The following is an 18785-nucleotide window of genomic DNA, read 5'->3' as shown; positions in this document are numbered from 1 at the left end:
ACCAAAAAACGGAAGTTAATTGTTCAGTCCGAATCAGAATATATCTATGCCAAAGAGCTTTATTTATTTAAAGAGGATATTCTTTCTACTTCCTTAGATGAAGTAGTAGATCTGCTCAGGCCAGATTCAAACTTATCGGAATCCAAAAGAATATTTATCGTTAGAAATTCGAAAGAGGGTCGGTCTATTCGAAACATGGGGGAAATAATTCCGATCTTGAATGAATTTGGGTTTCAATTAGTGGATTGCAATAAATTAAGCTTGATGGAGCAAGTTGAATTATTTTCTTCGGCAAGTTTTGTGATCGGAATTCATGGAGCTGGACTCACCAATACCTTGTTCAAGAAGGGGGGAAGTCTTCAGGTACTTGAAATCGCTCCTGATTTAGATTTTCACCCCGAACATTATAAAAATATTTGTAAAAAATACGGTTTTGAGCACAACTTGATCTATGGGCAAGATCTGGATAAGAATGCGAACTTCAGGTTAAACCCAGATTGTCTGAGAGATTTTTTAAATAAATTTGAAAAATGAAGAAATCGATTCTTCTTATTTGCTATGAGTACGAAGGGTTTCATTCCAAACAAACCACCGCTTTAGTAAAAAGACCAAAATATGTAGCAGAGTATCTAGCTTCAAAAGGATATCAAATTACGGTTTTATTTTCTTACAAAAGAACCATTCAAGAGCATCGCTTGCTTGCTGATGGGGCAAAGTTGAAATTAGAAGGAATTCCCTATCGATTTAAACCGGTATTAAAAAACCGATGGATTCAGAAGATTAGGACGGCCTATTTTGCATTTACGAAAGGAGATTTTTCTTCAAGTTGGTCAGAAATGGCCATGGATCGGTTAAAAAATGAAAAGGTAAAGTTTGATGCTGTCTTATGCTTTTTTACCCCTCGTGGGCCTCTGTATTTAGGGTATTTAGTGTCTAAGCGTTATAAGGTTCCCTTATTTTTTGACTTTCAAGACCCCATGTATGAGGGCTTTTACTCTTCCTTAGGAAGGGTCCCTTTAAATTATTTCTACAAGCGTATAGCAAAGCAAAAGCCAGTAGTGAGTTGTGTGAGTAAGGAATGGGGGAGGGAACTGGAAGAGTTTTTTGGACAGGTTAATCATATCCCTCACGCAATTGAAAATAAGATCAAGGCTGAAGATAAGACAGATCCGAACAAACTGGTTATTTTTTACTACGGATCTATCGATTTCAATTTTCAAAATATTGACGCCTTGCTTGTGTTTTTATCCTGGGCAACTATCCATGTTCCCAATACGGATATAGAATTTAAATTTGCGGGGAGTAAAGAAACCTACCATGAACTTGAAAGCAGGCTATCCGTTCTCATTCCAGTAATCTATTTAGGTTGGTTGGATAAAGAAAGTTTGTTTGAAGAAGTGAGTTCTTCAGATATACTCTGCCTATTGTCCTGGGAGGTAAATGAACGAAAAGGTATCCCTTCCAAGTTTTATGAATATTGCCGCTTTGATAAACCAATACTCATCCTGGGTAAGGATGCGGGTGGATTTGAACAAGAGTTTGGCGAACCATTCGTACACAACTATATAGATCTTAAGTGGTCCAGTGCCTTTAAGGAAAAAAAGGACCTAGTCAACCGTCTCTTTAGGCCAAATGAAAAGTTTTTGGAAGAGTATTCGGTAGAGCGAATTGGTGAGCAGTTTGAACGATTAGTTGAACCATGATTTGGGGTCTTGTCACTCATCCTTACCATCGGGGTGGAGTGACCTCCTGGATGATGGATTTTTTTAAATCAGGAATTGCACATCGTCGTGAGGTTAGACTTTTAGCACCTTCCCCTCAACGTCCATTTATTTCATCTTCGGGTAAGCTTCCAATTTCGGAGATTTTGGAGGGTACTTCTGGTCTGATTTCCCCACCCGTTGATTTCAGGTTTGAATTGGGAAGCATGGAACATAGGGTCGATTTCTATAAAAAACTGATCCTTGAAAATCTTCCTTTAGGTTCAATTTTAATTCCCTCAGATGATCAAGCAGTTTGGAGAGCTTGTTCAGAACTGGCAAATCTTTATTGTTTTATAGGGGTTTTGCATAGTGATGATGACTACTATTATCAGTTAGCCGAAAGGTATGGGGATTTTGTGGCTGGATTTGTATCGGTGTCAGAGCGGATAAAAAATAAGGTGAAAATCCCTAAAGATCATCAGGTTATTCCTTGCGGAATTACACTGAATAAAAAGCCTTCGATTGTAACGAAGAAAAAATGGATAAGCTTTGTCGGTCGAATAGAGGAAAAGCAAAAAAGAGTGTCTGATCTCCCTAAGGTTTTTCAGAAAATCAGTGCTCAAGATCCAGAATGGGAGCTAATTCTTATTGGAAATGGGAATGATTTGGATCAGTTAAAGGATACTTTTACCGATTATGGACTATCAAAAAAAGTCCATTATTTGGGTTGGATTCCAAACCAAGAAGTCTTTGACTATTTAAGTCAATCCCAAATTCTAATTCAAACCTCAAATTATGAAGGAATGTCCGTTGCAGTGATGGAAGCACTTTCAGCAGGGTGCCAAGTCATGAGTTCAGCGGTAAGTGGAGTAGAAGATTTAGATTCTTTACCCAATGTCACTTCAGTTTTATCTCTGTTCCCCATTGGAAACCTAGAAAAGGCTTTGGAAAGTTTTATCCAGTTAACAACAAAATTTGACCCCAGTTCGACTCCTCATCAAGCCATAGAATTAGCCCATTCCCATTTTAGTATGGAGGCCTGCTGGAACCGATATGAAACTTTTGCTTCGAATTTGAATCCTCAAGAAAAAGTGGAAAAGCCATCTCGATCCTCAAAATTACCTTCTGACATCTTAGCCATGATGCGCTTAATTAAATACAAACTCACTCATTAATATGTGCGGAATAGCTGGCTTTTTATCTCCGCACCTATCCCATGTTAAATCGGTACAAGACCGAAATGATTTGGAAATTATTCGGCATCGAGGTCCGGATAGGCAGTCTGATCTAAATCTTGGGAATATGTGGATGGGGCATACCCGTTTATCCATTTTGGATCTTTCAAGTGGGGGCGATCAACCCATGATTTCCAAATGCGGTAGGTATAGTATTGCATTCAATGGGGAAATTTATAATCATCTAGACCTTAGAGAAAAGTATTTGGCTGATTTCCAATTCAGAGGCCATTCTGATACCGAAACTGTACTCGAACTCTTTTGTCTTTTGGGCGATAACATGTTGTCAGAGTTGGTGGGGATGTGGGCGCTGATTGTATGGGATAAAGAACAAGAAGTTCTTTTTATTAGTAGGGATAGATTTGGACAAAAACCACTCTATTATCAATTCCTTCAGGATGAGGTTTATTTCGGTTCTGAGATTAAACTTTTTTTAAAGTTTCAAAATAAACTCAGCTTCAATACCACGGCTGTTTCTGAATATTTGTCGAGTGGGAATTATGGGCATTTAGGAACGGAAACGTTCTACAATGAAATCACTCAGTTTCCGCTTGCCTCTTTTGCCTATCTTAAAATTGGGGAGAAAAAAATCAATCCTAAAAAGTACTGGGAGATTCCAGTCCAAACAATCCGGAGAAAATCCTTCGGCCAAAAAGAAAGGCAAAAATTAAAGGAATTAATCGTGGAAGCTGTCCTTTCACAGACTTTGGCCGATGTTCCCATTGGAATAACGCTCTCCGGGGGAATAGACTCTTCCATCATAGCGGGGATACTGGCGAAATATCACACCGGACATTTGCATATTTTTACGGCACAAAACCCTGGTGATCCCAAAGATGAATCTGCCTATGTAGCTGATGTAATTAAGCGATTTGATCAAAAAAGAATTACCATTCATTACGTAGATTTGGGTAAAATCTCCTATGAACACCTCCTGGAAGAATCCTTGGATATTCAGGAGGAACCGTTTGGAGATCCGAGTATTAGTGCCCATGGCTTGTTGATGAAGGCAGCAAAAAACTCAGGCATCAAAGTAGTATTAGGAGGGCAGGGGGCAGATGAACTTTTTGCCGGGTATGATCACAGCTTAGGAGGGGTATTAGCCGCTCAATTGAAGCGCGGGAAATTTAGACGATTTATACGAAATTTTAAAAATCTTCATTGGGGGAAGGCCAATTGGATGAAATTTTGGATGGCCCTTCTTCTGCCAAGGATGGAGAAAAGGCTCCGGGAATCAAGAAAAAGTCAACGGGAGGAATTTATTCCAAGCGCATGGAAAGTAAATAAGAGAAAAATAACCTTAGTTTCTCCCATCAAATTTGATCAATTGATCAACGAGTCCCTATTTGAAATCCATTTGCCGCACTTACTTCACTATGATGATCGAAATGCTATGAATGAAGGCGTAGAGGGTAGAACCCCATTTTTAGACCATAGAATCCTAGAGTTTTTAATGCAAATTAGGCCTGATGAATTTTTAAAGGATGGGAAAAGAAAGTCGTTGCTAAGGGATTCCTGTTCAGAATTCCTTCCCGAGTCAGTACTTGATAGAAAAGATAAAATCGGATTTCACACCCCACTTTTGGCTATCCTTCAATCCGATTTTGAGAAAATTTCGGTACGTTTCAATCAAGATCTTCCACCAGAAGTCCGAGGGAAATGTTTAGCCGACTTAAATCAATTGAAAAATAAGGTTGTCCCTGTGGAAGTTCAGTTAAGAGTATACCGAACCTATTCGATTTTGCTGACTAGTGAACGGATGAACGTTGAATTCAAAGCATAATGGCTCTAAAACACCTCATTTGGATTGCAATTCATGTTTTTGTCTACTTTTGGTTTCCTACTTACGGGTGTACCCTGACTATTTTTGGATTTTTACTTATCGAATTACTCATAAAAACTCGAGGAGATCGGAAATTTGAATTAATTCATTTTTACTATTTAGGTCTAACGGTGGTCTCTTTGGCTAATTTGAGTATTATTTACCGTCATGAGTCAGGGAACTATCTTATTAATTTTCCTTATGCAGAGCCTTACTTATTCCCTGTTGCCTCTCTTGTGTTTGCTCTAGGGAATCAATTTATAGGATTAGGATATGATTTATTTCAAAACATAAAATTTCCAGAAATTTATTTAAAGGTAAAACAGAATCAACGGGTTGTGGATTGGATATTTTATTTAACCGTTCTTTTTGCCTTAAAGGGATTTTGGCTTTTCTTCTCCTTTCCTGGAAGTATCCAAATGGTCATCGAATTCTTTCCCATCGTAGGGGTATTTATCCTTTCCCGCTTAGCAGGGAAATACCAGAAATCCTCCTTATTTGTGAAGGCAATCATAGCCATGATTGCAGTCACATTCAATGCCTTACTATTCGCTTACCTGCGAATAGAAATGCTTCTTCCGATATTAGTTTTCTTAATTGGCTTCTTTCTGGGGGCTGGAAGCTTTTCCAAACTATTGAATGTTAAATTAATTCCAGTTTTTATTGTATTTGCCTTATTCTACAGTTTTTTCGAATTTTTTGGAGAGAATCGTTCCCAGATTGGGGTGGGATTAGATCGAGTAATGCAGCTTAATTCTGCATTAGACTCTAATACTAGTGTATTGATTGAAGAAGATGATAATTTAAGTGCGTTTGATCGAAGTTCTAATATAGCGCAGATTTCTGCTATTTGTGGTTTGGTCGTCGAGAATGGATACTACCAAGGCACGAGCGTGACCCCTCTTTTGGTCGCTTTTATTCCCAGATTTCTTTGGCCCGAAAAACCGACGATTGCTTTGGGGGTGTGGTTTGCGCTTCAGATCGGCGCTGCCGTTGAAACAGAAGATTGGTATAATAATTCTATTAATATGACTATACCTGGGCAGTTATTTTTGGATTTCGGCTGGTCTGGATTAGCCATTGGAGGGATAATTGTTGGTGTGTTTTTGAAGTTACTTTGGGGTTCGGTTAGTTTCTATGATAAGCGATTTAATTTATTAGGGACTTATTTTGGTGTCTATTTGTTATTAACCGCATTTTTGGGGCTAGGTGCTGATCTTCAGATTCTGATTACCTTTTTATCCATTTATTTATTGCTCCTGTTTATGAGTATAATTTTAAGGAAGCAGGAATGAAATTACTATGCGTTGGTCCTATTTGGAGAGGCAGCAATGCGGGTGGGCTTTTTAAAGCCATCGCACGACAGGGTGCGCTTATTGAAATCGTAGATGAATTTTATCAGATTCCTTTAGAAGCGCGAAGTTTATTGCCAAAAGTAATTGCCAAACTGTCACGAAATCAATTTCTAAGGGAATATAATCGAGAGATTTTGGCCAAGTTTCAGATTTTTCGACCCGATATTGTATTGGTTTATAAAGGGGCGTTTGTTTATCCTGAAACCCTAGCGCTCATGAAGAAATCGGGAACACCTTTAGTGAATTTTTTTCCGGATGTGAGTTTTCGAGCCCATGGAAACTTACTTCCCAAAACGCTCCCCGTATACGATCATATTTTTACTACCAAAACTTTTGGGATAACTGATTTAAAAACCCAGTTGGGCATTTCTTCTGCATCGTTCATTCCTCATGGATTTGACCCGGAAATTCACCGACCGATAAATCAATTCTTGATTCCTGAGGAATTCTTTTGTGAAGTATCCTTTATTGGAACTTTTTCACAAAAGAAAGAAAAACTCTTGGGGTATCTTGTGGAGAAACTTCCTTCCATCAAACTTAAAGTATGGGGTGAGCAATGGCATAAATCAACCAATTCCCTTCTTAAACCATTTATTCAGGGAAGACAAATTTTAGGGGATTTATATGCCGCTGCGATCAGTGCATCCTTAATTAACCTCGGTTTTTTATCCGAGCAAGTTTCCGGGGCCTCTTCGGGAGATTTGATCACCTCCAGAACTTTTCACATTCCAGCCAGTGGTGGATTTCTGCTTCATGAGCGAAACGAACAATCTGTTACCTATTATAAAGAGGATGAAGAAGCTGCTTTTTTTGAAGATGAAGTAGAATTGGTTCAAAAAATTACAAAGTTCTTGAATCAACCAGAGGTAAGAGAAAAAATAAGACAAGCAGGGTATCACAGGGCATTAAGGGAACATTCCTTAGACCAACGAGCAAAGTCACTAGTGGAACAATTAAATCTTTTGATAAACGAATGCTAGTTCATCATTTCGATCGAGATAATCGAGTCGGAAATTATACCTTTGAGCAACTTTTTGAGACAATTAGAAAGGAGCTCGTAAAAAGTATTCAGGTAAATGTGTTTAAGAAGCCCGATGAGCTAGGGATTTTAAAATCCATCCAATGGGCTTCTAAAAACAAAGGACCTATCAATCACATAACAGGGGACGTAAATTATTTGTCTTTGGGTTTACCAAAAGAAAATACCATCATTACTGTCCATGATATTGGTCATTATACGAGGTCTTTGAAAGGATGGAAGAAAAAAGCGTATAAAAAACTTTGGATGGATATCCCATTTAATCGGGTAAAGCATATCACTGCCATCTCAGAATTCACTAAAAACCAGCTGATTCAGTATGCAGGCGTTCCTGATTCAAAAATCACGGTCATTAAAAATCCGGTACTCCCATTTATAAAACCAAGTCCTGCACCTAACCATGAAATTCCTGTCATTTTGCAAATCGGAAGTGGGACAAATAAGAATTTGGAAAGACTCATCCATGCGGTTAGGGGATTGGACGTGAAACTTTTATTGATCAATCGCTTGGAAAATTCTTCACATGTTCAACTCCTTCGAGATTTTGGTATTCAGTATGAACAGCGGATCAATTTAGATTCTCAAGGATTAAATCAAGCTTATCAGGACGCAGATATTGTTTTTTTTGCTTCTGAATATGAAGGATTTGGTCTTCCCATTCTAGAGGCTCAAGCCGCCCAAAGACCGGTAGTAACCGGGAATGTCTCGGCCATGCCTGAAGCAGCTGGAGAAGGGGCATTAGTAGTTGATCCCTTCAGTGTTGATGAAATTAGAAAGGGTTTACTTGAATTGATAGAGCAAGCGCAACTAAGAGAAAGTTTAATTGAATTGGGCCAAAAAAATCTTCAGCAGTATCAAGTCCAGACCATTGCTCAGAATTATTTAGCGCTGTATGAGCAGATTTAATACTGATACCCGAGTTTTGGTGCTTTATTCTGAAGTGATGCCCTATACCTTAGGTGTCCTTGAAGAAATGGAGCGCCGAAAGAATACTGAAATTCTGTTAGTTTATTGGGATCATTTACGGTTAACGCCATTTTCTTTTGAAGCATCTTCTACTTTGACAGCGATTCCTCGCAGCAAACTGTCTTGGCCGGAGGCTGAGAAGCTATTTTTTGATTTCGATCCCACTCATATTTGGACCTCTGGAAGGATGGATCAACTTTATTTAAAAGCGAATTTGGCGTTTAAAAAAAGTAAGCCAGCAACGATTCGAATTATGGGTTGTGATAACCAATGGAAAGGAACCCTGAAAGATAAAATGAGAAAGGTGCTCGGTTATTGGCTATATAGAAAATATTTTGATTTTATCTGGGTGCCTGGGCCTAGGCAAGAAAACTTCGCGCTAAATGTGGGGTTTTCAAAATCAAAAATAATCCCTAATCTACTTACCTGTTCGCCAGAATGGTTTGAGCATACCAGTCCACTAAATTCTACTAGAATCCTATATGTAGGAAGGCTTTCAGCCAATAAAAATGTTCAGCGATTGATTGACGCTTTTGAGGCTTTACCTTCCAGTATAGCAGCTACGCTATTTTTACGGATAGTAGGAAGTGGAAATCCAGCTGATTACCGGGTGAGTCATCCTCATGTAGAGTTCTATCCTTTTGAATCACAAGAAGAATTGATCAATCATGGCAAGGATTCTGATTTATTTTGTCTGCCTAGTATTCATGAACCTTTTGGAGTGGTAGTTCATGAGTTTGCTGCCATGGGCTTGCCGCTGGTACTTTCTGATCAGGTAGGTTCAGGGCCTGTTTTTCTAAAAGAAGGATATAATGGGTATTATTTTGATCCCTTAAATCTGAGTCAACTCGTTCAAAAATTGCACGATTATTATTCACTCACTTTGGAGGAAAAAATACAAATGGGAAAAAACAGTAAATCCTTAGCCCGACGAATTAGTCCAAAATCCGCTGTAGATTCTTTTTTCTCGCTCTAGGCTATGAAATTATTATTGGATGCCATATTTATCAATAATAGCGGGGGCAAAGTGCTATTGGAATACTTAATTGATGAAATTGAGAATAGTGGTCTAGGGATTCATTTTTTGTTGGATAATCGAGTAAGAGACCATTTCGCTCACTTGCCTGAATCTAGAACTACTTTTCTGCCGAATAGCTTAAAAAAGCGCCATAATTTTTATAAAAAATATAAATCTGAGCTTGAATATGTCCTGTGTTTTGGGAATGTTCCTCCTACAATTAAATTAAAAGCAAAGGTAGATACCTATTTGCATAATTCTGTTTTGTTCTATACCGGTTCTGAATTTGAGTTTAAAACTGCATTCAGTTATAAGTTAAAATCCTGGGTTGTCAGATACCTTAAAAGAAATACGGATCATTGGTTGGTCCAGACTAAATTTATGGAGCAAGGGCTGCAAGATCATTGGGGAATATCGCCTTCTCAGATCAAACGAATTCCATTTTTCAAACCGATTGCAGAGACCCTAGGAAAGAAAGAAAGAAATAAAAATCAGTTGTATTACATCTCCGATGGGCATCCGAATAAGATGCACCATCAACTGATCCCTGCCTTTATCCAAGCCAGCAAAGACCATCCACAGATGAGTCTTTACCTTACGATAAGTCAGCAATATCCTCAACTCATTCAACAAATTGAACAAGCAGCGGCTCAGGGAATAAAAATTAAAAATTTAGGCTGGTGCGATTCCACCCGTTTATCGGAAATATATCAAACGGGAGGCTGTTTAATTTTTCCTTCCTCGCTGGAAAGTTTTGGCCTAGGATTACTTGAGGCTGCCCAATATGGAATGCCGGTCCTTGCCTCTGATCTACCCTTTGTTCATGAGGTCATTAAGCCTTCAGCCACGTTTAATCCCTATTCGGTCGAATCGATTTCCAAGGCGATTCGCCTTAGCCAGGAAAAAGAACTTCCAGAGCCTAAACTTATCATTTCTAATTCAGTGGTAAACCTACTCGAGCGATTTCATTTATGGAACTAGGATTTAATGGTAAATTATATCATCACTTACCTAACCCTTATGTCAATTCAGGTGAGCTGGCTTTAGAGCCCATAGCCTATGTGGCTTTAATGCCTAGTGGGAATAGTGGAATAAGCTATACGGGGTCCAAATGGAGAAAAATCTGGAATTATTTTAAAGTCTACAGGCCCATAGACGTCATTCGAAAGTCCTTTTCACGATCAGTCTCTGAAAAAATCAGGAATGATAAATGGATGGTGGCGGGTTTAGGGAAAACCGAAAAAGGGTTATGTTGGTTTTTTCATCCTTCAGCACAAAATTATCAATCTTTTTTAGCGGTTTCTGAACAAGGTATCCTTGAAGTTCAGCCTCAAGATACACTACCTAAAGGTTGGGCTAATTTAGCAGATCCAGAACGATACCAAGATTTGCTCAAGGATTTATCCTTTTGTTTCCCTACGATCTCTGGGAAAGATCAGTTTCCGAGTTCTGCGCAAATGCATGAGTTAAAATCCTTGGTTCAAGGTCAGGTTTTTCAAGAAATAGGGGAAGCCTTTCCTAGCAAAAAGGAGATTCAATTCAATGCAAAACCAAAAAAAGGCAACGGAATATTTTCGGTACTTTTTGGATATGGGAATTACGCAAGAACAATTACGTTACCTTACCTCAACCCCCATGTTCGATTAGCTAAAATTCACGAAATAGACCCTGCCCTTCTTTTAAAACCTGAAGTTGACGCTGTATCTACTAGCCCACTTCCGGATCGAGACGATTTTGCTTATCCAGTGTGGTTAATTGCGGGGTTTCACCATACCCACGCCGGTCTAGCTGAAATGGCGATAAATCACGGCATTATTCCTGTTATTGAGAAGCCTGTTGCAACCAATTGGGAGGATTATGAAAGGGTATTGAAATCTTTGGAAGAAAAAAAGACGCCATTTTATCAATGTTTTCAAAAGCGCTATCAAATCTTTAATGACTTTATTTTTGAAGATTTAGCAGTTACCAAAGGGGAGCCCATTAATTTCAAGGCGACAGTTTTTGAAATTCCTTTAAATGAGTATCACTGGTACAACTGGCCTGTTTCGGGAAGTAGGATTATTTCAAATGGATGCCATTGGATTGATCATTTTCTGTATATCAACGATTATCCGGATTGGACTGATTTAAAAGTATTTCAACCCAATCCAATGGAATTAACGATTCAAATCGTCTTATCAAACGGGGCTTTTGGAGTAATTTCTCTTTCTGATGTGGGATCCAACCGAATTGGAATGCGTGAATATGTAGAGTTTACAGTTTCTGGAAAACGAGCATACATTCAAGACTCCATGAGGTATGAAAGTGAATCCAATAGCCGAATACTCAGATCTTACCGAACGGATAAACTCGCCTATCTGAGAAAAATGTATGATGAAATAGGCCGTTCCATTCAGAATAAAGAAAAGGGAGACGAGTTAAAGACATTAAAATCAACAAAATTAAGTTTGGAACTGGAAGATTTAATTCGCTTACAGCTTCTCAAGCCCAACGATATATGAAACAAATTATACAGTCCTTTAAAACCGGAGAAACACGATTAGAAGATTTACCGGCACCTATGGTTTCGAAAGGTGCTGTTTTAATCCGAACCACACATTCTTTGGTTTCACTGGGTACCGAACGAATGTTAGTGGAATTTGGCAAAGCCAATTTAATTCAAAAAGCAAGACAACAGCCTGACAAGGTTAAAATGGTGTTGGATAAAATCCAAGCCGAAGGATTAATTCCTACGCTAGAAACGGTCTTCAATAAACTCGAACAGCCTCTTCCATTAGGGTATTGTAACGTCGGTGTAGTCCAACAAGTAGGGGAAGGTGTGGGCGGAATACAAGTAGGAGACAGGGTAGTATCCAATGGACCCCATGCTGAATATGTCAATGTTCCAAAGAATCTTGTTGCCAAAATCCCAGATGGAGTAAGCAGTGAAGAAGCTGTATTTACCGTGATTGCTTCAATAGGGCTACAAGGAATCCGACTTTGCAACCCGACTTTTGGAGAAACCATTGTAGTTACCGGGTTAGGCTTGATCGGTTTGTTGACTGCTCAGATGTTAATCGCCAATGGATGTCGGGTCATTGGAATTGATCTAGATCCTCAAAAATGTGCGATTGCCGAACGTTTTGGCGTAACTGCCATTAATCCCGGAGGAGCTTCTGATCCGGTTAAGACAGTCATGCAACTTACTGATGGGATCGGGGCTGATGGGGTGATTATAACGGCATCCGCCAAGTCAAATGAAATTATTTCACAGGCAGCTAAAATGTCCAGAAAACGGGGCAGGATCATCTTAGTTGGTGTAATAGGGCTGGAGATCTCTAGAGCAGATTTTTATGAAAAAGAGCTTAGTTTTCAGGTGAGTTGTTCCTATGGTCCGGGTAGATATGATGATGATTACGAGCAAAAGGGAATAGATTATCCTTTACCCTATGTGAGGTGGACAGAAAAGCGAAATTTTGAATCGATCTTATTTTCCCTTCAATCAGGTAAACTCAATGTTAAACCATTAATTACCCAAAAAGTAGCCCTTGCCGATTATTTTCAGATTTATGGTGAAATCGGTACCTCCAAATCGATTGCCAGTATTTTGGTATATCCTGAAAGCGAGTCTAAAAACAAGGATGATTCAGGTCATGTTTTAAAAATTTCTTCCCCTAAGTTTGGAAAAGGAAAAGGAGTAGCTGGGATTATTGGAGCTGGAAACTTTACAAAAATGACCATGCTCCCAGCAATCAAGAATCTGCCTATTCGGTTGAAGTATATTTCCTCAGCAGGAGGACTTACAGGGACCCAATTGGCAAAAAAGCATGGAATTGAAAATTCCACTACAGATAATGAGGCGATCTTAAACGACCTCGAGGTAGATCATGTAATTATTACCACAAGGCATAATTCACATGCAAAACTAGTCATGGATAGCCTAAATAAAGGGAAGCATGTGTTTGTAGAGAAGCCCTTAGCCATCTCAGAGGATGAGCTTCATGCGGTAGAAAAAACGTATTGGAGTCAAGATAAGGCATCTCTGATGGTTGGATTTAATCGAAGATTTTCCCCCCACACCCAAGCTATTAAAAAAGCATTGGGAAATTCTGGAACTCCAATTCAGCTCATCGCCACGATGAATGCCGGATTTATACCGTCAAATGTTTGGGTGCATGACATGAAGGTCGGGGGTGGAAGAATTATTGGTGAGGCTTGTCATTTTTTAGACCTCGCAGTTTTTTTATCTGGTTCTCCTATCCGTGAAGTTTGTATGAATGCCCTTGGCTTGGAACCCCAGGAAAATACTGATAATGGAAGTATTTTACTCAAGCATGAGAATGGAAGCAGTTCGGTAATAAATTACTTCTCTAATGGCTCAAAAGCATACAGTAAGGAACGGTTAGAGGTGTATTGGAACGAAAAAACCATAATTATGGATAATTTTAGATCAACTGTAGGTTTTGGAGTTTCTGGTTTTAAATCCTTAAAAACTAAATTAGATAAAGGCCATAAAAATCAGTTTGCAAGTTATTTTGATTTTATTCAAAATGGAGGAGAGGTACCCATCCGGCCAGAGGAACTCTTTAATGTGAGTAAAGCGGCATTGGCTTCCATCCGCAGTCTAAGTACTGGCACTTGGGAAAAAGTTTGATTTAATTAAATGCTGAAGAAATTTAAATTAGGTGTTCAATTTATCTTCAACATGGGTATAAGGTATACACTTTACCGAGTTTGGCATGAGATTGAAAAGAAATCAGGAGTTTTAAAACGTAGGCACCCACAGCATCCCAAGGCCATTTCCTTTATTTCGTGGGAAAACTGGAAAGCAAATTCTCCTGGTTTTTTTTATGATTCCAGAATTGATCTTCCTTCTTATGAATTTAATTCTGAAGAGTTAGAGCGTAGAGTTTCCAAAATGAAGGGTGGGGTCTTTCAATTTTTTTTCAGACATGAAATTGACCTAGGACTTGATTACGATTGGGTGACTCATCCAATTAGTGGGAATAAGTTTCAAAGGGATACCCATTGGAGTAAAATTCCGGATTTTGACCCTGACTTAGGGGATATTAAATACGTGTGGGAAAAATCGAGGTTTACCTTTTTACTGGATATGATCCGATACGATCAAAGCACAGGAAGCGATCATTCCTCATGGGTAAAATCAGAGATGGAAAGCTGGATTGACCATAATCCAATAAATTCAGGGCCGAATTGGCGATGTAGCCAAGAGATATCTTTAAGATTGTTTAATTGGTGCTTTGCTATTTATTATTACAAAGATTCGCCAGTTTTTGACCAAAAGTTTTGGGAAAAATTACAGCCGGTTATTTATTGGTCTTTACATCATGTTTATCATCATATCAATTTTTCAAGGATCGCAGTAAGAAATAATCATGCAATTACTGAAACCCTACTGCTTGCAGTTTCAGATCTTCTTTTCCCGTTTATTCCTCAAACCAAACAGTGGGCTAAGAAAGGGAGGAAGTGGTTTGAGAAAGAAGTGGCCTATCAAATCTATTCAGATGGAACTTTTCTTCAGTTCAGTATGAATTATCATCGGGTAGTTATTCAACTGCTGACTTTGGGAATTAGGCTTACTGAAATTCATCAACGGCCCTTTTCAAAGCTAGTTTACCAGAGAGCGTATAAGTCACTTGCTTTTCTTTTAGTATGCCAGGATGGAAAGTCAGGATATTTGCCAAATTATGGTGCCAATGACGGCGCGTTATTTTTCCCTTTTTCTTCCATGCCTTTTAGAGATTACCGTCCCCAATTAGAAGCATTGCATCTCCTTTTGACTGGAAAACAATTTTATGATGAGCCTTTCTTGGAAGATGCCTATTGGTGGGGTAGGTCCAATGCTTCGAGTGAATCAAAATTTAGCCCAATCCGTAGAGACGATGGAGCCTATAGTTTTGAAATCGGTGGATTTTACCTATTAAGAGACCAAGGGACACTAACTTTTGTAAGATGTGGAAACCATAAAGATCGACCACAACAGGCAGATAATCTGCATCTTGATATTTGGGTAGAAGGAAAAAATATTCTTTTAGATGCTGGGACCTATCAATATAATTGCCAGGAAGAGCTCAAAAAGAATTTTGAGGGAACGTTGGGTCATAACACGGTGATGGTTGAAAATGAAAGCCAAATGTTAAAAGGAAGCCGGTTTATTTGGTTCTATTGGACCCAGGCAAAGCGAGCAGCATTTTCTGAAAAGGAAACTTTTTGGGAATTTGAGGGTGAGATTTCCGCATTCAGATTTATTTTTAGAAATTGCAGCCACAAAAGGAGAATAATTAAAATTAAAGGGGAAAGTAAGTGGAAAGTGCAAGACAGCATACTTCAAGTCCCTGATCATACCGCTGCAGTGCAAATTTGGAACTTTGAACCTACTGATCTTTTGAAAATTAATCCGAGTAAGGATATTGATAGAAACTTTTTATGGAATCAAGAAACGGCTGAGCAAGGATATTACAGTGAGCATTATGGAGAAATGAGAAGGATTTCTCGTTTAAAACTCCCTCTGGAAAATAATGAATTAGAAACCCAAATTTCTTATCAACTCAAATGAATATACTTTTAATTCATCAGTATTTTTTAGAAGATGATGATCCAGGTGGTTCACGCTTCAACGAGATGGCTGCAAATTGGATTGATCAAGGACATACGGTAACCGTTGTTGCAGGAATGGTTCATTACAACGGAAGTAAAAAAAGGCCAGAGTACAAAAGCAGGTTGTTCAGGAAAAAGAAACAAGGGAAGGTAAATGTAGTCAGGACCCACGTTTCTGAATCCTATAATTCTAATTTCTTAGGGCGTTTATGGGGATACTTTTCATTCATGTTTTCCTCAACATTTGCTGGAATATTCCTTTGCAAAGAAAAATATGACTTTATCCTAGTAACCTCTCCGCCATTATTTATCGGAATCAGTGGTTATATCATTTCTCGAATCAAAAGAATTCCCTTCATTTTTGAAGTCCGTGACTTGTGGCCGGAGTCGGCTATAGATACACAGGTCTTGACTAATAGTTGGGTCATTAAAATGGCTTTTTCTTTGGAGAAGTTTATTTATAAAAAGGCTCATTTGATTAATGTCCTTACTCCTGCGTTCAAAAAAAGTTTGGTGAATGATAAGAACATAGATGCTGAAAAGATCATCTTTATTCCCAATGGTGCTGATTTTAGGCTTTCTGAAAAATTGTTGGCCTCATTTGATGCAAAAGGATTTAGGAAAAAAATGAAATGGGAAAACCGCTTTGTAGTGACGTATGTCGGTGCCCATGGCGTAGCAAATCATCTCGAGCAAGTATTTGATGCTGCCGAATTACTAAAAGAGACATCGGTTTTATTTGTCCTGATAGGGATGGGAATGCAGAAGCCTTTCCTAATTGAAGAAAAGAAACGTCGTAAAATCACCAATGTGGAGTTTCTCGATCCAGTACCTAAGTCTGAAGTTTTTCAATACATTTTAGCTTCAGATATGGGCGCTAGTATTTTAAAAAAGGCAGATACATTTAAGACCATTTATTCCAATAAGACCTTCGATTACATGTCTTGTAAAAAGCCCGTTTTGATGGCCATTGACGGAGTAAGTAAAGAGCTTGTAGAGGATTCAAAATCAGGGTCTTATGTTGAGCCAGAAAACGCGGACCATTATAAAGAAGTGATAGTTCAGTATTTGAAAAATCCTTCCAGATTAGCCGAGGAAGGTAACAATGGCTATGCGTTTGTTAAAGAGAATTTTGACCGAGAGATCCTTTCGTCTAAGTACATTCAATTGATTGGAGAAAAAGTGATCAACCAATGAAAATATATCAGCGCTTTTTCAAGCGGTTTCTTGATCTCTTTATCTCTTTAATCGTATTGATTTTATTATTTCCGTTTTTTGTAGTCATTTTTTGTACACTTTTTATTCTTAACGATGGGAAGGCTTTTTATTTTCAGGATAGACCTGGGAAAAATGGGGAAATATTTAAGGTGATTAAATTTAAGACGATGAACGATCGGGTAGGGCTTGATAATGAATTACTTCCAGATGATGAAAGACTTACCTTTTTTGGGAAAATTTTAAGACAATCCTCACTGGATGAAATCCCTCAATTGGTTAATGTTCTTGTAGGAAATATGAGTTTGATTGGCCCACGACCTTTGTTAGTTGAATATATGCCTCTCTATTCTAAAACTCAAATGAGAAGACATGAAGTTAGACCCGGAATTACCGGCCTAGCACAAATCAATGGTAGAAATCTTCTGGAATGGAATAGAAGATTTGAACTTGATGTCTATTATGTAGATAATTTGAGCTTTTCATTGGATTTGAAGATTTTAGTACTGACCATTCTAAAGGTTTTTCAGCGGGAAGGTGCCTCTTCAGCTAAAACTGTTACGGTAGAGAAATTTAAGGGGAATCATGATGGATAAGCAAAAGTCAAAAATTTGGCTTTCTTCTCCCCATATGGGAGGAAATGAGTTCAAATATGTCCAAGAGGCATTTGAAACGAACTGGATTGCACCGGTCGGTCCCCATATCGAGCGGTTTGAACAAAAATTAAGTGATTACGCGAGGGGAAGACCTGTAGCAGCTCTTTCTTCAGGTACTGCTGCCATCCATTTAGCATTAATTCTCTCTGGAGTTAGCCCAGGTGATTATGTGATTTGCCAATCGTTAACTTTTTCCGCCTCTGCCAATCCCATTCGATACCAAGGAGCTATTCCTGTATTTGTAGATAGTGAAGCTCATACCTGGAATATGTCTCCTGAATATTTGGAGAAGGCTATTCAAGCCTGCCTCAAAGGTGAGTTTAAAACAGGATCAGGTAAAACTTATCGGGGGAAACCTCAACTTCCAAAAGCGATTATTCCGGTACATTTATATGGGATGCCAGCGCAAATGGATCAAATTATGAATATCGCCCAATCGTATGGCATTCCAGTCATTGAAGATGCAGCAGAGGCACTTGGAAGTAAAGTTAATCATCAATTGACTGGTTCAATGGGTGATTTTGGCGTGTTCTCATTTAATGGGAATAAAATAATAACTACTAGTGGGGGAGGGGCTCTTACAACGAAAGATCCAGATTTAATTCAGCGAGCAAAATTTTTGGCAACCCAAGCTCGAGAAGACGCCCCACATTATGAACATAAAGAAATTGGGTATAATTATCGATTAAGTAATGTGTCCGCCGCAATTGGGATTGGGCAATTGGAGGAACTTCCAAAAAGGATTGAGGCAAGAAGGGCTAACTTTGAGTTTTATAAACAAAATTTAAAACAATTCGAGCGGGTTAGATTTCTTCAGGAACCAGAGGGTTACTTTTCCAATAGATGGCTATCCACTGCCTTGTTTTCAGAAAGTGATGGCTTACCCAATAAGGATGAAGTAAGATTGGCTTTGGAAAAAGAGAATATAGAAAGTCGGCCTATTTGGAAACCAATGCACCTGCAGCCTGTATTTGTTGACTTTCCTTATGTCGGTAGCAAGGAAGCGGAAACCCTATTCAATTTGGGATTATGTTTGCCAAGTGGGTCTAATTTAACCGAGGAAGAGAAATCTAAAACGATGGAAGTGATTTTATCAGTTTTAAAATAAATTTGGTACAAAGGGGGGTAAATTTGATTCGAAAATCTTTTTCCAGCTAATGCTAAACTTATTTAATTTTC

15 protein-coding genes are annotated in these 18785 nt (G+C 38.6%); all 15 read left to right on the top strand.

Features of this window, described 5'->3' with window-relative positions; translation table 11 throughout:
* The coding region (locus Q0L00_RS16675; protein WP_297338027.1) for a glycosyltransferase family 61 protein at positions 1-534 on the top strand (534 nt) is incomplete at its 5' end.
* Positions 531-1703 carry a hypothetical protein gene (locus Q0L00_RS16670; RefSeq protein WP_297338026.1) on the top strand — a complete coding sequence of 391 codons (1173 nt, stop codon included), beginning with the start codon at positions 531-533 and terminating at the stop codon, positions 1701-1703. The genes Q0L00_RS16675 and Q0L00_RS16670, both read left to right, overlap by 4 nt.
* Positions 1700-2878: a glycosyltransferase gene (locus Q0L00_RS16665; protein ID WP_297338025.1), complete on the top strand. Its 1179-nt coding sequence runs from the start codon at positions 1700-1702 to the stop codon at positions 2876-2878. The genes Q0L00_RS16670 and Q0L00_RS16665 overlap by 4 nt, the downstream gene beginning before the upstream one ends.
* 1 nt (position 2879) lies before the next feature.
* The gene (asnB, locus tag Q0L00_RS16660) at positions 2880-4721 is read left to right on the top strand and encodes an asparagine synthase (glutamine-hydrolyzing) (RefSeq protein WP_297338024.1); all 1842 of its coding nucleotides are present in this window, start codon (positions 2880-2882) and stop codon (positions 4719-4721) included.
* On the top strand, positions 4721-6055 hold the full coding sequence (locus tag Q0L00_RS16655; protein ID WP_297338023.1) for a hypothetical protein: 1335 nt from the start codon (positions 4721-4723) through the stop codon (positions 6053-6055). Before asnB ends, Q0L00_RS16655 begins: the two co-directional genes overlap by 1 nt.
* The gene (locus Q0L00_RS16650) at positions 6052-7095 is read left to right on the top strand and encodes a glycosyltransferase (RefSeq protein WP_297338022.1); all 1044 of its coding nucleotides are present in this window, start codon (positions 6052-6054) and stop codon (positions 7093-7095) included. Before Q0L00_RS16655 ends, Q0L00_RS16650 begins: the two co-directional genes overlap by 4 nt.
* Positions 7089-8060 carry a glycosyltransferase family 1 protein gene (locus tag Q0L00_RS16645; protein WP_297338021.1) on the top strand — a complete coding sequence of 324 codons (972 nt, stop codon included), beginning with the start codon at positions 7089-7091 and terminating at the stop codon, positions 8058-8060. The genes Q0L00_RS16650 and Q0L00_RS16645 overlap by 7 nt, the downstream gene beginning before the upstream one ends.
* A complete protein-coding gene (locus tag Q0L00_RS16640; RefSeq protein ID WP_297338020.1) occupies positions 8047-9096 on the top strand; it encodes a glycosyltransferase in 1050 nt (349 codons plus the stop codon). Before Q0L00_RS16645 ends, Q0L00_RS16640 begins: the two co-directional genes overlap by 14 nt.
* Positions 9097-9099: 3 nt before the next feature.
* On the top strand, positions 9100-10119 hold the full coding sequence (locus Q0L00_RS16635; RefSeq protein WP_297338019.1) for a glycosyltransferase: 1020 nt from the start codon (positions 9100-9102) through the stop codon (positions 10117-10119).
* A complete protein-coding gene (locus Q0L00_RS16630) occupies positions 10110-11639 on the top strand; it encodes a Gfo/Idh/MocA family oxidoreductase (protein WP_297338018.1) in 1530 nt (509 codons plus the stop codon). The genes Q0L00_RS16635 and Q0L00_RS16630 overlap by 10 nt, the downstream gene beginning before the upstream one ends.
* Positions 11636-13771: a bi-domain-containing oxidoreductase gene (locus tag Q0L00_RS16625; protein WP_297338017.1), complete on the top strand. Its 2136-nt coding sequence runs from the start codon at positions 11636-11638 to the stop codon at positions 13769-13771. Before Q0L00_RS16630 ends, Q0L00_RS16625 begins: the two co-directional genes overlap by 4 nt.
* 9 nt (positions 13772-13780) lie before the next feature.
* Positions 13781-15694 carry an alginate lyase family protein gene (locus Q0L00_RS16620; protein WP_297338016.1) on the top strand — a complete coding sequence of 638 codons (1914 nt, stop codon included), beginning with the start codon at positions 13781-13783 and terminating at the stop codon, positions 15692-15694.
* On the top strand, positions 15691-16932 hold the full coding sequence (locus tag Q0L00_RS16615) for a glycosyltransferase family 4 protein (RefSeq protein ID WP_297338015.1): 1242 nt from the start codon (positions 15691-15693) through the stop codon (positions 16930-16932). Before Q0L00_RS16620 ends, Q0L00_RS16615 begins: the two co-directional genes overlap by 4 nt.
* Positions 16929-17546, top strand: coding sequence for a sugar transferase (locus Q0L00_RS16610; protein ID WP_297338014.1), 618 nt, complete (start codon positions 16929-16931; stop codon positions 17544-17546). The genes Q0L00_RS16615 and Q0L00_RS16610 overlap by 4 nt, the downstream gene beginning before the upstream one ends.
* Positions 17536-18714 (top strand): DegT/DnrJ/EryC1/StrS family aminotransferase, encoded by a 1179-nt coding sequence (locus tag Q0L00_RS16605; protein ID WP_297338013.1) that lies wholly within the window; start codon positions 17536-17538, stop codon positions 18712-18714. The genes Q0L00_RS16610 and Q0L00_RS16605 overlap by 11 nt, the downstream gene beginning before the upstream one ends.
* Positions 18715-18785: the final 71 nt, after the last annotated feature.

It is taken from the genome of Algoriphagus sp., from assembly GCF_024305035.1.
In the GTDB taxonomy this organism is placed as follows: domain Bacteria; phylum Bacteroidota; class Bacteroidia; order Cytophagales; family Cyclobacteriaceae; genus Algoriphagus.
Note: the sequence above shows the minus strand (reverse complement) of the source record. Positions and strands in the feature narration are given on the sequence as shown.

Excerpts from the sequence above, each read along its gene's own strand:
- Q0L00_RS16620 (WP_297338016.1), top strand. The coding sequence starts at position 13,781 with ATGCTGAAGAAATTTAAATTAGGTGTTCAATTTATCTTCAACATGGGT.
- Q0L00_RS16625 (WP_297338017.1), top strand. The coding sequence starts at position 11,636 with ATGAAACAAATTATACAGTCCTTTAAAACCGGAGAAACACGATTAGAA.
- Q0L00_RS16635 (WP_297338019.1), top strand. The coding sequence starts at position 9,100 with ATGAAATTATTATTGGATGCCATATTTATCAATAATAGCGGGGGCAAA.
- Q0L00_RS16610 (WP_297338014.1), top strand. The coding sequence starts at position 16,929 with ATGAAAATATATCAGCGCTTTTTCAAGCGGTTTCTTGATCTCTTTATC.
- Q0L00_RS16665 (WP_297338025.1), top strand. The coding sequence starts at position 1,700 with ATGATTTGGGGTCTTGTCACTCATCCTTACCATCGGGGTGGAGTGACC.
- Q0L00_RS16630 (WP_297338018.1), top strand. The coding sequence starts at position 10,110 with ATGGAACTAGGATTTAATGGTAAATTATATCATCACTTACCTAACCCT.
- Q0L00_RS16640 (WP_297338020.1), top strand. The coding sequence starts at position 8,047 with ATGAGCAGATTTAATACTGATACCCGAGTTTTGGTGCTTTATTCTGAA.
- Q0L00_RS16670 (WP_297338026.1), top strand. The coding sequence starts at position 531 with ATGAAGAAATCGATTCTTCTTATTTGCTATGAGTACGAAGGGTTTCAT.
- Q0L00_RS16655 (WP_297338023.1), top strand. The coding sequence starts at position 4,721 with ATGGCTCTAAAACACCTCATTTGGATTGCAATTCATGTTTTTGTCTAC.
- Q0L00_RS16605 (WP_297338013.1), top strand. The coding sequence starts at position 17,536 with ATGATGGATAAGCAAAAGTCAAAAATTTGGCTTTCTTCTCCCCATATG.
- Q0L00_RS16650 (WP_297338022.1), top strand. The coding sequence starts at position 6,052 with ATGAAATTACTATGCGTTGGTCCTATTTGGAGAGGCAGCAATGCGGGT.
- asnB (WP_297338024.1), top strand. The coding sequence starts at position 2,880 with ATGTGCGGAATAGCTGGCTTTTTATCTCCGCACCTATCCCATGTTAAA.
- Q0L00_RS16645 (WP_297338021.1), top strand. The coding sequence starts at position 7,089 with ATGCTAGTTCATCATTTCGATCGAGATAATCGAGTCGGAAATTATACC.
- Q0L00_RS16615 (WP_297338015.1), top strand. The coding sequence starts at position 15,691 with ATGAATATACTTTTAATTCATCAGTATTTTTTAGAAGATGATGATCCA.